General features: G+C 47.1%; 12 protein-coding genes. 7 read left to right on the top strand and 5 right to left on the bottom strand.

Going from position 1 to position 13,546, the window contains the following annotated elements; translation table 11 throughout:
• Positions 1-20 precede the first annotated feature (20 nt).
• The 5 genes from wecB to ACXX53_RS11935 are packed head-to-tail and all read left to right on the top strand — an operon-like array spanning position 21 to position 4,614.
• The gene (wecB, locus tag ACXX53_RS11955; protein ID WP_458568882.1) at positions 21-1,109 is read left to right on the top strand and encodes a non-hydrolyzing UDP-N-acetylglucosamine 2-epimerase; all 1,089 of its coding nucleotides are present in this window, start codon (positions 21-23) and stop codon (positions 1,107-1,109) included.
• Positions 1,102-2,088, top strand: a complete 987-nt coding sequence (locus ACXX53_RS11950) for a polysaccharide biosynthesis protein (RefSeq protein WP_458568881.1) — start codon at positions 1,102-1,104, stop codon at positions 2,086-2,088. The genes wecB and ACXX53_RS11950 overlap by 8 nt, the downstream gene beginning before the upstream one ends.
• Positions 2,085-2,924, top strand: a complete 840-nt coding sequence (locus ACXX53_RS11945) for an SDR family oxidoreductase (RefSeq protein ID WP_458568880.1) — start codon at positions 2,085-2,087, stop codon at positions 2,922-2,924. The genes ACXX53_RS11950 and ACXX53_RS11945 overlap by 4 nt, the downstream gene beginning before the upstream one ends.
• Positions 2,921-3,898: an NAD-dependent epimerase/dehydratase family protein gene (locus tag ACXX53_RS11940; RefSeq protein WP_458568879.1), complete on the top strand. Its 978-nt coding sequence runs from the start codon at positions 2,921-2,923 to the stop codon at positions 3,896-3,898. Before ACXX53_RS11945 ends, ACXX53_RS11940 begins: the two co-directional genes overlap by 4 nt.
• Positions 3,895-4,614: a glycosyltransferase gene (locus ACXX53_RS11935; protein WP_458568878.1), complete on the top strand. Its 720-nt coding sequence runs from the start codon at positions 3,895-3,897 to the stop codon at positions 4,612-4,614. Before ACXX53_RS11940 ends, ACXX53_RS11935 begins: the two co-directional genes overlap by 4 nt.
• An 83-nt stretch (positions 4,615-4,697) precedes the next feature.
• Here ACXX53_RS11935 and ACXX53_RS11930 read toward each other — a convergent pair whose 3' ends face one another.
• Together ACXX53_RS11930 and ACXX53_RS11925 are read right to left on the bottom strand one after the other, a co-directional pair.
• Entirely contained in the window at positions 4,698-5,783 is a 1,086-nt protein-coding gene (locus tag ACXX53_RS11930; RefSeq protein WP_458568877.1) for a glycosyltransferase family 4 protein, read from the bottom strand.
• Between the two features lie 100 nt (positions 5,784-5,883).
• The gene (locus ACXX53_RS11925) at positions 5,884-6,897 is read right to left on the bottom strand and encodes a beta-ketoacyl-ACP synthase 3 (RefSeq protein ID WP_458568876.1); all 1,014 of its coding nucleotides are present in this window, start codon (positions 6,895-6,897) and stop codon (positions 5,884-5,886) included.
• Between the two features lie 277 nt (positions 6,898-7,174).
• Between ACXX53_RS11925 and ACXX53_RS11920 the strand changes: the two genes are divergently transcribed.
• Positions 7,175-8,014, top strand: coding sequence for a YhcN/YlaJ family sporulation lipoprotein (locus ACXX53_RS11920; protein ID WP_458568875.1), 840 nt, complete (start codon positions 7,175-7,177; stop codon positions 8,012-8,014).
• 184 nt (positions 8,015-8,198) lie between these two features.
• Entirely contained in the window at positions 8,199-8,423 is a 225-nt protein-coding gene (locus ACXX53_RS11915; protein ID WP_019422432.1) for a helix-turn-helix domain-containing protein, read from the top strand.
• Positions 8,424-8,615: 192 nt separating this feature from the next.
• Here the strand turns inward: ACXX53_RS11915 and ACXX53_RS11910 are convergent, their stop codons facing one another.
• From ACXX53_RS11910 to ACXX53_RS11900, 3 genes are all read right to left on the bottom strand, one after another.
• Positions 8,616-10,853 (bottom strand): helix-turn-helix transcriptional regulator, encoded by a 2,238-nt coding sequence (locus ACXX53_RS11910; protein ID WP_458568874.1) that lies wholly within the window; start codon positions 10,851-10,853, stop codon positions 8,616-8,618.
• Positions 10,854-10,960: 107 nt separating this feature from the next.
• Entirely contained in the window at positions 10,961-12,622 is a 1,662-nt protein-coding gene (locus ACXX53_RS11905) for an extracellular solute-binding protein (protein ID WP_458568873.1), read from the bottom strand.
• A gap of 22 nt (positions 12,623-12,644) precedes the next feature.
• Positions 12,645-13,427, bottom strand: coding sequence for a carbohydrate ABC transporter permease (locus ACXX53_RS11900; RefSeq protein ID WP_458568872.1), 783 nt, complete (start codon positions 13,425-13,427; stop codon positions 12,645-12,647).
• Positions 13,428-13,546 lie beyond the last annotated feature (119 nt).

The raw sequence follows: 13,546 nt of genomic DNA, 5'->3' as shown, positions 1-13,546 counted from the left end.
TATAGGAGGGGAGATCAAGCATGCGTATCATGACGATACTAGGCACACGACCAGAAATAATTCGTCTTAGCTTAATTATGAAGCAGCTCGATCAAGCGGCTGAGCGGCATACGCTGGTGCATACAGGTCAGAATTACACGTCTACACTTAGTCAACTATTCTTTGATGAGCTAGGGCTGCGCGCACCTGACTATATGATGCCGCCGCATCAGCAGACCCTTGGCAGCCAATTATCGATTCTGTTTGCGGAAACCGAACGCTTAATAGAGAGGGAGAAGCCTGACAGGGTCTTGCTGCTGGGAGATACGAACAGCGCGCTGAGCGCGATCATCGCCGAGCGTCTTGGAGTGCCTGTTGTTCATATGGAAGCAGGCAATCGCTGCTTCGATAATAAGGTTCCAGAGGAGAAGAATCGCAGGCTAATTGATTCAATCGCTTCCATCAACATGCCTTATACCGAGCAGAGCAAGCAGAATCTACTGCAAGAAGGAATACCTAGTCATCGCATTATCGTAACGGGAAACCCGATATATGAAGTGCTTCAGCACTATCAACCCCGCATTGAGCGGAATGATGTACTCGATCGCTTGAAGCTAGCACCGCAGCAGTATTTTCTCGTAACAGCTCATCGCGCGGAAAATGTTGACGACCCTACACGATTGTCCAACATACTAGAAGCCTTAAATCAATTGGCGGAACGTTACGCCAAACGAATCGTTTGCAGCATTCACCCGCGGACGAAGAGCCGCATTCTCCAATTAAACCTTTCCATGCACCCTTTGGTTGAATATTATGAACCCTTCGGGTTCTTTGATTTTGTTCATTTGGAACAGCAGGCTTACTGCGTCATTACCGACAGCGGCACAGTTCAAGAGGAATGCTGTATCTTCCACGTTCCCGCCGTTACGATTCGCCATTCCACCGAACGACCGGAGACCGTGGATTGCGGCAGCAATATCGTTTCCGGTCTTGAAACGGAGCATATCGTCGATGCCGTGGCTGTTATGACTGCCTTGCCAACCGATTGGATCTGTCCGAGCGGATATGTGGCGCCGCATGTTTCTCACACAGTCGTAAAATTTCTGCTTGGAGGGAAGATCGATGTTTAACAATAAGCGCATACTCGTGACCGGCGGCACCGGCTCTTGGGGGTATGAACTGATCCGACAGCTGCTTATGCGGCAGCCGAAGGAGATAGTCGTATTCTCTCGCAACGAGTCCGCTCAAGTTGCCATGAACCGGGCGTTCGACGATAGACGGCTTACCTTCTGCATCGGAGACGTAAGGGATAAGGGAGCATTATCATCTGCGTGCAGAGGCGTGGACATCGTGTTTCACCTTGCTGCGCTCAAGCATGTGCCAGTATGCGAGGAACATCCATATGAGGCGTTGAAGACGAATGTAATCGGTACGCAAAATGTAATCGAAGCGGCAATAGATAATCAGGTTGAAAAAGTGGTATACATCTCCACGGATAAAGCGGCGAATCCTTCTAATTTCTACGGTATGACCAAGGCGATTGGTGAGAAATTGATCGTTTACGCGAACCTGCTGCGTTCCTCGACGACCTTCGTATGCGTGCGAGGCGGCAATGTGCTCGGGACCAATGGCAGCGTCGTGCATTTGTTTAAAGATCAGATTCAGTCGAAACGCGAGATCGGGATTACGGATCTGCGAATGACACGCTTCTTCCTAACCTTGCACGATGCGATCGAGCTTCTATTCAAGGCAACGGAGAGCAGCCATGGCGGGGAGATCTATGTGATGACGATGCCGACCTGCAGGATAGTCGATTTAGCAGAGGTGCTGATAGAAGCCTCAGGTCTCGAAGGTGTGACTATCGTTGAAAAGGGAATTCGACCGGGTGAGAAGATCCATGAGATCTTGATGAGCGAATACGAGAGTATGAACACGGTTGTGTATGACGATGAATATTTAATCATATTGCCGACGATATACATTCCGGGATTACAAGAGAAATATGAGCACTGTGTTCCGGTATCGTTCCGCAGCTTTAGTTCTGATGTGCGCTTGATGAGCAAGGGAGACATTCGCGTCATGCTGAAGCGAGGAGGCTTTATACAATGAAGCTGCTCATTATCGGCGGGAACGGCATGGCGGGCCATATGCTGGTCCGATATTTTCAGCAGCAGGGGACACATAGGGTATTCTATACGACTCGTAATAAGGAGGATGACAGCTCACTGCTACTCGAGCTGACCGATATGGCGCACGTCGATCATGTGTTAACGGCAGTGCGTCCCCACGTTGTGATCAATGCGGCGGGCATTCTGAACGATGCTTGTGATCGCAGGCTGATGGAAGCGTACCAGGTAAATGGGATATTGCCTCAGCGCTTGCGGCAGCGAGCGAATCTACTAGGAGCTAAAGTTGTTCATATTAGCACGGACTGCGTATTTTCAGGAGCAAGAGGCAGCTATTCCGAAATAGACGAGCCGGATGGGACCACGGCATATGCAATGACGAAAGCGCTTGGTGAGCTTCATCCGGTACATGATGGCAGCCCTCACTTGACGATACGCACCTCTATTATCGGACCGGAGATTCGTGCGGGCGGACTTGGCTTATTAGCCTGGTTCCTGCGGCAAACGGGCGAGATTAGAGGATACCGAAACGTAAGGTGGAATGGGGTTACGACCTTGGCTCTTGCGAAGGCGATCGATCGCTGGATCGAGGGGCCGTTATCCGGATTAGTCCATCTCGCACATCCTTCACCTGTTTCCAAATGCGAGCTCCTTCACTTGTTTCAAGAGGTATATGGCAAGAACGATGTCGATATCGTTCCACAGGATGAGCCTTATTCGGATCGAACGCTTGTACAGACGCGGGCAGATGTCCATTATGAGCTGCCTGCCTATGAAGAGATGCTGCGTGAGCTAGTAGAAAGGACGGTCGTCTTATGATGAATGGAGCGTCGATCCTTGTGACAGGCGCATCAGGCTTCACAGGGTGGCATGCCTGCCGATATTTTATGAATCTCGGGATGCAGGTGACCGCACTCGTACGCAGGGCGAACCCAGAATTGGCCGCAGCAGGAATGCGGGTCATCGTATGTGATCTACTGGACGGCGCTGCGGTTGCAGCAGCGCTGCATGATGCCGCACCAGATTATGTGCTGCACTTGGCAGGTGTGAATGCGGTAACGGATTCGTGGAAGCAGCCGATTCATACGATGCAGGTCAATGTCATGGGGACGATCCATGTTGTGGACGCTCTGCGTACTGCGCCTCATATCCGGGCGCTTATTATCACATCCAAGCTGAAAGCGCCGCTTAGCCAAGCGGGTACTCCCGTGCATCCCTATGCTTTCAGCAAGTCGATACAGGAGCTGGCGGCTCGCGCGTGGTCGAAGCTGTTTGGACTCGATGTGATATTGGCAGAGCCCTCCAACCTGATCGGACCCGGTCCCTCGACCGGCATCTGCTCTCTTCTTGGACAATATATCGCGAAGCGGGAACGAGGTTGGGATTCGGGCGATTTTCTATTGAGCTCACGAAGTGTTATGAGGGACTATCTGGACGTTCGCGATGCGGTAGCGGCTTATGAGAAGCTGCTGCAGGCAGGAGAAGCGGGCACTGTATATAGCGTGCAGAGTGGCATCCATCGATCTCTTGGCGACATTGCGGATACCTTCCGCCGAATGGCGTTGACGGATGTGTTGTTCCGCTGGCAGGATGAAAGCTCAAGCTTAGAAGGAGGCGGGACAACCCCGACTCCGATCGCCGCATCGAATTCTGCCTATTCCGATCATGTGGAACAAGCAGCGCAGACGCTTCCAGCAGCGTTGGACTGGCAACCTGCACGAGCCTTTGAGCATTCTGTTGCCGATATATTGAATTATCACCGTAACAGCTACGGAGGTGAAGAATCATCATGAAGCCGCTCGTTTCTATCGTCATTCCATTTTACAATGATCCATATATTGCCGAAGCAATCGAAAGCGCCTTAGCTCAAACGTATATGAATAAAGAGATTATAGTTGTGGATGATGGCTCTACTTCTTTTATGGATCGAATTAAGCCATACCGGTCGAGAATTAAATATGCAAGAAAGAATAACGGAGGCACGGCGTCGGCTCTCAATCACGGAATTCGCCGATCATCAGGCTCGTACATCACCTGGCTGTCCTCAGATGATCGGTTCTATCCCAAAAAATTAGAAGTTCAAACCAAATATTTGGTGAATCGCGGAGGGTACATCAGTCACACCAACTTTGACTTGATCAACAGTGAAGGACATATCACGGAGAGTGGCGCTGGGATGAAGATTGCGACAGCGTCAGCGTTCTATCATAGCTTCTTCGAAGGGAATCCGATCAATGGCTGCACGATTATGATGAAACGTGACCTGCTTAAACGCGTCGGCCAATTCGATGAGGGACTACCCTATACACACGATCTGGATTTGTGGTACCGCGTTATGCTGGCGGGCTACGACTTTCATTATATTCCGGATCGCTTGACTGCTTACCGCAGACACGATGCCATGGGTACGGTGAGGCACCGGGACGCGATCGCGATAGAGCTGCAGAGGACGAACAGTCGATATCATCCAGCTCTAAGGCAATTCATTCAACATATATTCCATAGCTGACGATATGCATAAAGCTCCCTCTCAAGCGGTATAGAAGGCTTGAAAGGGAGCTTTATCGTTTCTGAACATCGCAGTTGGTTGAGCTAAATTGGTCGGTAATTCTGCTTTATAACATTAAGCATGTGAGAGAAGTGCTGAGCGTACACTTTCGGCTGGAAGTTCTGTTTCATGTGCTGAACCCCTTGCTTGCGAATCCGATCTCGCAGCGAGGCATTGTTTAGAAGATCCACACCTTCTTGAATCGCCTGCTGAATATTGTTGTGGGTATAGAATTTGCCGGTCACATTATGCTGGATAAACACTTTCACACCATCTGAATCGGAACAGAGCACGGGACAACGACAGGACAATGCTTCAGCAATGCTGTATCCAAAGCCTTCTAGAATCGACGTGGACATCAGGAATCCGCCGGAGTCGCCAGTTTTCGAGAGGTAATCCATCATGCGAGCATGAGGAATATTGTTGAATATAGTTAGCTTTTCTTTTAGGTCAAGCTTGCCGACCTTGAAGGAGAATCGTTTATAGTCATTTTCTTGTGACAAATTGTTATCTAGAAACATCCACAAACGGATGCGGGGATTGCGTAGAATGAGCTGGTGACTAATGTCTAGGAAGTGATCCCAATTCTTATTTGGCTCTAACCGTCCAATCCATGAGATGATCGGGTGGCGAGGAGTACTTAGGCGTTTTTGATAATGAAAATGGTCGTAGTCGACTACGTTAGAAAATACATAGCGCGGGATAGCAGGGCAATATTTCTCGAATAAGCGTATTAAATGTGCTGTCGCTGGCAGATGAATGCCTTGAGCGTATTGCTGTATATATGGCGCGGCTTGAGAGGCGACATGCTCTGCATGATCTGGCGCCCCTAAGCCCTGAGCCTCGTATATTAATGGACCGTGATATCCAAGTCTTCGCAATCGCTCAAGCATAATGAAATCAGAAGAAACTAGAATAGCTTCAAAGTTATGTTTCTGCAGCAGACTTTGAATCTCATGGTCAGAAGAGGTTACATATGTCGGTAAATTCGTGCTATTTTGCAAGCCGGAGCCAGTTTGAGTATAGAGCAGATGGCTGTATACCCCGATCTGCTGCAGCGCACGACCCCGTAATCGATTTAAAGTATCGATACCACCGCTTGGCACATAGAATGTAAACAACATCTTCATTATCCGCTACCGCCCTTTCGTAAAGGCGAACTGCACCTATAGGCTGTGCAAGTCCCAGTCTCGATAGCAGTTTATGTGATCGCGTCCTTAATGGTGTGGGTTACAACGTCCAGCGCACAAGCAGGGCAGCCTGCGATAGTCCTCCTCCAAAGCCGTAGAGCAGCATTAGCTTGTCTGTCTGCACTCTGCCGTCCTCGATACCCTGCTGGATAGCAAGCGGAATGCTGGCAGCAGATGTATTGCCGCACTTCTGCATACTCGTTAACGTACGATCCATCGGGATCTCCGCGCGATCGCATATACTTTCAATCATTCTCAAATTCGCACTATGCGGTACGAATAGGTCGATGTCCTGTATGCTCATGTCTGCCGCCTGCAGCAATTGTGTAACGCCTTGCGGTATTTGACTCAGCGCCCATTTATAAACCTCGCGGCCGTTCTGAACGAGCATCCCGTGATCGAGGATGCTTTCATTTCCGATACGATCGGCGCATGCGGAACGGTACACAGCACCGCGAAGATCACCTTGCGTCACCGCGTATGAGGCAATGAAGGCTGGCTTGCCGCTGTCCTGTGCTTGATGGGCGGCCTGCTCCAGCATGATGGCTCCTGCCCCGTCGCCAAACAGAATACAGGATGAACGATCTGTGTAATCCACGGTTTTGGTCAGTGTCTCAGAGCCAATAACCAGCACTTTCTTATGCATGCCGGAGTCCAGCAAGCCGAGCGCAAGCTGCATGGAGCTGACGAAGCCTGCACAGGCGTTAGATATATCCAGAGTAAAGCAATTGCTGAGTCCGAGCTTGGCTTGAATGAGTGCAGCGGTATTTGGGAAAAAAGTATCAGGTGTGGACGTAGCCACGAGTATAGCATCCACATTTTGCAGACACCCAGGGTAGTTGGTTTCCATCTGTCGCACGGCTTGGCAACCTAGGTCGCTGGCATATTCATGCGGGGCAGCCTTCCGCCGTTCCTTCATGCCTGTTCGCTGCGTGATCCATTCATCATTCGTATCGACAATCGACTCAAAATAGGCATTCGTTAGTACATGCTCCGGCACGTAAGTGCCGAAGGCTGATATATAAGCTGTGGATTGCAATAAGCTGATTGGCATTGTGTACACTCCTTACGATATGGATAATGGGTGCATGCTATACGTAAATGATCGTTAGGTTTATTGTTAGTACCAGGTACTAAATAATGGGTTGATCATAATGGAAAATATCCTCACTGTCAATAGCTGACTATTCGTTTGCGTGAAGCTGTGTAAGGCAAAGCGACTGAATCTGGAATTTGAGTTCAGTATAAGTTTAACCCGATTGCGCATTCTAACGCATGGTGACACTCTTCATCTGTTCTTAATAATTAATCATGACAAGGGAGGCATCACAATGCAATTGAAAACTGCGCTGTTGTCATTAACAGCAGCTATGTTGCTGACGACTGGTCTTACTGGCTGCACTTACGGCACGAATCAAGGCATGACTACTAAAGGAGTACGCACCAATACTGTTGGACGTACAACTGCACCTGGAATGAATACGTACACGAATCCGAATTATAACCCTAACCGCAACTACAACACCTATGGAACTCATCCGTCTGGAACAGATGGAGTAGCTCCATATGGTACTCGCAATGCCAATATGTATGGCGCATACCCATACACCATGGGCGGACCACATCAAGGCTATAGTGCATATGGGACCCATACTTATGGCACGCATCCGTATGGCACTGGCACAACTGGCAACCAACAAATGCATACTGGCACTAAAGCTGAAATGAGCGATAAAATCGCTAAAAAGGTTTCGACTATTCCAGGAGTGAAATCTGCGAATGTAATGCTTTATGGTAACAACGCTTACGTTGCAGTATCGACAAAAGACACTGGCACTACAGGAATGAAGTCGAAGAGCACTACTACTGGCGGTAAAATGACTACCCATACTACTGGATCTGGTCAAGTACCGCAAGATCTGAAGGACAAGATCGGTAAAGAAGTGAAGAGTATGGCACCGAACTGTCAAAATGTATATGTATCGTCAGATGCAAACTTTGTTTCACACATGAATGATTTTGCTAAGCAAGCAGCAGCAGGACATCCAATTCAGGGCTTTACAACAGAGTTCCAAGACATGGTAAGCCGATTGTTCCCAACTAATGCGGCACCGAGTACAACTCATACAGCACCGAGTGCAACTAGCTACATGGCACCTGGAACTCGATAAGGTATAACGGACTTTTTGTAGGGCTGGTCGACGGAGATTATCCTTGTTCACAAGGTTTAAGCTGCTGATACCAGCCCATTTTTAGCTATAACCGCACCAAGTGAAACTGCCCTTCATAGTATAAATTTGACTGTATCCCTTAACCTTGTTAAATTACAAAAACTCGGGCAAGGAGGGGTGACACTTGAAGGGTAGCGATCACAAGAGCAAGTTCCTGTTAACGAACCGTGAGCGCGAAGTTTTTGAACTGCTTGTGCAGGACAAAACGACCCGTGATATCGCACAACAACTTTTCATCAGTGAGAAGACAGTTCGCAACCACATTTCGAATGTGATGCAGAAGTTGAACGTGAAGGGTCGGTCGCAAGCGGTTGTCGAGCTAATCAAGCTAGGGGAGTTAAAAATCTGACAAAGCCCATCGCCCTGACCATTTAACCATCTGGTACCGTGGATAAGGGATTGAACCTTACCCATGGGAAAGAGGTTCGTTGATGAGCAAGTCTACCAACTTGCGTCGATAGATGTAAGCGTCCGTTTGCTTAAGCCATTTATGGTATAGGTAAATGTGACGCTCTATTTTTGTTGTTGGACTACGATGCTCTCATATAGCCAACTGCATGTATTCATCCGGTTTAATCCCCTCGTATCGAGTAAAAGCACGCTTGAAGGAGTACACATTTTCATAGCCTACTCGATGGGCAATATCATCGATTTTGCATTTTTTCTCCCTCAGTAATTCTTTGGCCATTTCCATTCGTAACCGACACAAATAATCGTAGAAATTGATGCCCGAGACTTCTTTAAACATTTTAGAAACGTTAGAAGTTGACATTTGAAACATGTCCGCTAGCTTTTTTAACGATACGTCGGCGCTTGTATAGTTCATATTAACGTATAGGAGCAATTCGCTGCCAACTTCCATCACGGATGATGTGTTGGAATATCGGTTTCTTTCACATATTAATGTTCCTACTTCAAACACATAGCTCCACATGGCATGGGTATCCGACGAGTTTACCAGATTTGCGAACTGCTTGGCGTAAATGCCTGTATCGAGATTTACCTCATGAAGAACTCGGAGCATCGTTTCCATCAACAACGAGACTAGTTTGACTATGCTGCCTTCAGACAGTTGTCGCTTGTCATTCTCCGCACTAATTTCTTGAAGAATATGCAATGACGTATCCAGGTTGCCGATCTTCAAGTTGTTGATCAGCTGAACTTCCCAGTCGGTCGGATAATAGTAGTCGAATTCATTCAAGATCGTCTCTTCCTGCATCAGGCGTATATGTCCGCGTGAAAATAACAGGTATTGCAAGCGTTCATGGGCTGCATAATACGATTTGCTAATGCCGACAATTCCTTGCTCTAATGAGCCACATAAGACGTCAGGATGAAATCCGCAGTGCTGCTCCATCTCAGCCGCAATTTCGGAAGCGATTTGTTCAATCATTCCATCGTCTCCAAAATGATGTTCAGAAGACAGGATCAAAGCTTTGTCTGCATTCGTGATCTCGAACAGCTCATAGTCAAGCTGATAACGCTGAATCGTCTGTTCGACAACCAGCATCGTGAGCATCTCCAGTTTTCGAATATGTTCGAAATCCGAAATTTCGTGAATGGCATGAAAGCTAACCAACATTGTGCAATAATGCAAATTGTCCGTATAAGAGATTCCGAATTTTTTCATCCCGTTCATAGGTTCGTTATCCGAGAAATACCCCTTCAATAAGCGAAGCAGCATGTTTGATCTGGCAGCGCTTTCAAATTCGTGCATGGATTGTTGAAGCTTTTGGTTTTCATGCAGTAAGTGGTCAAATGATTTCTCGATGAAATGGTACTCAGAACCAGAGACGGCTCCATTTTTGACATCCTCATATCGAAATTTATCTGAGAGCTTCATTAGTAAGATGTACAGTGGACGGTAAGTGATTCGAGCTAATATAAGAGCAGAACATGTACCCACGGCGATTGAAATGAGAATGGCTAGCATTGAACTAAATAAATTATGAATCCATACACCGCTGTTATCGGTATAGGAGATGGTATATGTCCAATCGCTAGCTAGAGATGGCAGAACAATTGTATGTGCTTTCTTATTAGCATTTTGCTTGTCCGGAGTATTCCGCGTTTGCTTAAAAATGCTCGATTGATCGGCAGAAATCAAGATGTCGTTGTACTCGGTGCCTGCGAAACGATGTATATAATCGGAGAAGTATGCGCTATCAATAAAGAGGACCAATATAGCGCGCGGATGATTGACAGTCTCCAAGCTCTGAAGGACAGGAACGACACGCTTGCTGCTGTCCCATAGGTTCATTGTAGTCGGCTGCATGATTGTGAAATCGTTGGGGTCTGAGAGGGCGTTTTGAATGGTGAGTTGTAAATCTGGGTTGAATACGGCTACACTAGCAAAAAAATCGTCCTCCGGGAATGTACCGACCGAAGATAGGATCCATTGTTTTTCTGGAAAAACAATCATGCCGAAGGAGAGAATATTCATCGCATTGATGTCGTTCTCCAGATCTTTTCTAAGCTCAATCATTTTAACAAGATCGAATTCTTTGTCGTAGACGTTCGTCGTTTGCATGAGTTTTCTAACCCATGTTTTGCTGCTCATGTCCTTGCTGAATTGTCTGAGCTCATTTAGTTTGTTGTCTGCCAGATCCGCAATTCGTTTGGCATCTGATGCATGCTTTTCATATTGCTGTTGCTGTTCTTCCATGATGTTTCGGTGTACGTTCAAGGCACTGAATATAATAATGGGGATGATCAATATGGCAGTGTAGGACATAAAGATTTTTCGAAACGCGCTGTTTCCGTACCATCTCTTGTTCAAATTCGTCCCTCCTTCGGTGTGAAATCAAATGAAATGAATGAAAGAAAATGACAGAACCTACATCAAGAGTGGGATCTGTCATTTTCCATATATTACTAATATTAAAGTTACTGAATGCTATTGTATCTGTCAAGTAATTGCTGATCGATTTCCATCAATTGATCGAGCCCGAGCTTTTTCAGTTCGGCGATATATTGATCCCAATCATCGAGCGATTTTTGACCAAGTACGAGCTTCGTTGCAAGCTCTGAGGAGTAGGTGTTCAGGTTGGTTAATATTTTCGTCTTCGTTTCCAATTGCTTCTCATCCGGGATCGCCAAGAAGTTGTCGTTCATATTGACATAGTACGGTTTGTATTTCAGGATTTGCAGCTCGTTATCCACTTTGTATTGCGGCAATCTGGAAAGCTCGTATTCAAGATTGGCGAATTGCACGCGAGGGAATACGGTATCTCCGAGCAGTGCGTTTCCATTAACCTGCTTCGTTTTGGCCATTTCTTCGGCTGATCCGTTATTAAGAAATACTTTTGCGCCGTTGCTCTCAATTTTGTAAGTCTGTCCTTCAATCCCCCAGAACATGAGATCCGCGTATTTGTCAGAGTAGACCGTATCAAAAAATTTAATGGCTGCTTCTACGTCTTTGCAATTTTTGGTGATAGCGAATTTATTGAAAATAAGGAAAGGTGGCTCCAACTGTGCTGCAGGGGTGATGTTGTCAACAGCCTTAAGCGGCATCAGTGGAAGATATTCGCCGCCCCCGCGGATCGTCGGTTCTTGATAGTTCTCCAGATTATAATCACTCAAGGATGAAACCTGATTGTCTGTCATTTTTTGCTGCACTTGTTCGCCCTTGGCTTCGATCAGGCTCGTGTCGAGAAGTCCTTCTTTCACTAGACTCTGCATGAAACGGAAGTAATCCTTGACTCCGTCTTGATACCACGGAGATACGACTTTTTTGTTCTCAACATCAACGGCTGTGACGCCTGTGCCTAGTCCAAACCATTGGGCAATCGCACCATTGAACTGACCAGGGTAAGGATATGAAAGGATTTCGTCTTTCTTGCCGTTTCCGTTGGCATCGTTTTCTCGGAATGCCTTCAGTGTTTGCAAATATTCGTCCGCCGTTGTCGGTACTGGGAGATTGAGCTTATCTAACCAATCTTTGCGAATCATCATGGTTAGAGAGACAGGGGCTGGGTCTTTTCCTTGATATGTTTTTTTGTGAAGATTGCTGAACCAGTACATTTGGCCGTCTGGGGATGTGGTTGATTTTTTGGCATAAGGGAATTCGGTGTCATACATTTTTTTGATATTGCCGTTGCTGTACTTCTCGATTAGCGGATTGAGATCTAGAAAGACACCTTGCTTCGCAAGATTCAGTACGGTTGTATTATCGAGTTTCGTAATGTTCACGATATCGGGAAGGTCGGATCCAGAAGCCATTCTCGTCTTGAGGACAACTTCATATTGCTCGGCGGGTACCCATTCGTAATCCAGTTTCAAGCCGGCGTTATTCAGCAGCGTATCAATTTCCTTCCATACAGGGTACTGTTCTCTGTCGTCGAATTTAATATATTTGTTTCCATTTGTAGGACCAAGCATCCGAAGTGTACTGAATTTTTGATCGGATGAAACGTTGTTGCTAGATTCCCCTTTTTTAGTGCTGTCGGTATTGCTCTGACCTTCGTTGCTGCTGCTGCATGCGGTGATTGATCCGATTAACAGAACTGCCGTCAGACCGGATAGAAGTGTTTTTCTCCAATGCTTCATGGACGATTTCCCCCTAAAATGATTATTCTTTTAACGAGCCAAGAAGCGCTCCCTTGATGAAATATTTCTGAAAGAACGGGTAGGTAAAAATAACAGGCAGCGTCGTGAAGACGATAATCGCATATTTCAACTGAATGTTCGATAGCATGTTCTCTACGGCAGTGCGGGTATCCTGGAGCGAAAGTGTCTTCAAATCAACCGACTGCTGCACCACGACACGGTACAAATACATTTGCAGCGGATGAAGCTTCTCATTCGGCAGATAGACGAGTGCGTCGAACCAACTGTTCCAAATGCCCACGATCGAATAGATGGCAATGACCGCGATGATCGGCTTGGAAATCGGCAGGATGACTTTGAATAGCAGCTGCCAATGGGAAGCGCCGTCGATAAAAGCGGACTCTTTCAGCGCTTCCGGTATCGTCGTAAAGAATGTTCTGACAAGAATGATGTTCCAGATGCTCACCATGCCGGGAATAATGACAGCGAACATCGTGTTGTACAGCCCAAGCTGGTTCACCAGCAAGTAGGAAGGAATCAATCCGCCCGCGAAGTACATGGGGATTAAGATGAAGGCAACCACCCATTTGCGCCCCGCAAGATTGCGTACGGTTAGCGGATAGGCGCCGAGTACGGCCATCAGGCAGTTCAGGAACGCTCCCGCAGTAACGTATATCAACGTATTCGTATAGGCCCACCACATCTTGGTGTCTCGGACAATGAGTTCGTAAGCACCGAGAGACCAGCCTTTCGGATACCAGAACACGTTCATGGCTGCCACTTCCTGGGGCGAACTGATGGACATGATGATAACGAAATAGAAAGGATACAAGGTAATGAAGCAAATCAAGAGCGCGATTACAAGAAAGACAATATCGACGATTATAGAACCTTGCCTAATCGCGTTCGGGTTTCTTCGGGACG

It is taken from the genome of Paenibacillus marinisediminis (genome assembly GCF_054343325.1).
Note: the sequence above shows the minus strand (reverse complement) of the source record. Positions and strands in the feature narration are given on the sequence as shown.

Bases quoted from the DNA above. Each gene is read 5' to 3' on its own strand.
- ACXX53_RS11930 (WP_458568877.1), bottom strand. From the start codon at position 5,783: ATGAAGATGTTGTTTACATTCTATGTGCCAAGCGGTGGTATCGATACT.
- ACXX53_RS11900 (WP_458568872.1), bottom strand. From the start codon at position 13,427: ATGTCCATCAGTTCGCCCCAGGAAGTGGCAGCCATGAACGTGTTCTGG.
- ACXX53_RS11920 (WP_458568875.1), top strand. From the start codon at position 7,175: ATGCAATTGAAAACTGCGCTGTTGTCATTAACAGCAGCTATGTTGCTG.
- wecB (WP_458568882.1), top strand. From the start codon at position 21: ATGCGTATCATGACGATACTAGGCACACGACCAGAAATAATTCGTCTT.
- ACXX53_RS11905 (WP_458568873.1), bottom strand. From the start codon at position 12,622: ATGAAGCATTGGAGAAAAACACTTCTATCCGGTCTGACGGCAGTTCTG.
- ACXX53_RS11945 (WP_458568880.1), top strand. From the start codon at position 2,085: ATGAAGCTGCTCATTATCGGCGGGAACGGCATGGCGGGCCATATGCTG.
- ACXX53_RS11950 (WP_458568881.1), top strand. From the start codon at position 1,102: ATGTTTAACAATAAGCGCATACTCGTGACCGGCGGCACCGGCTCTTGG.
- ACXX53_RS11925 (WP_458568876.1), bottom strand. From the start codon at position 6,897: ATGCCAATCAGCTTATTGCAATCCACAGCTTATATATCAGCCTTCGGC.
- ACXX53_RS11940 (WP_458568879.1), top strand. From the start codon at position 2,921: ATGATGAATGGAGCGTCGATCCTTGTGACAGGCGCATCAGGCTTCACA.
- ACXX53_RS11935 (WP_458568878.1), top strand. From the start codon at position 3,895: ATGAAGCCGCTCGTTTCTATCGTCATTCCATTTTACAATGATCCATAT.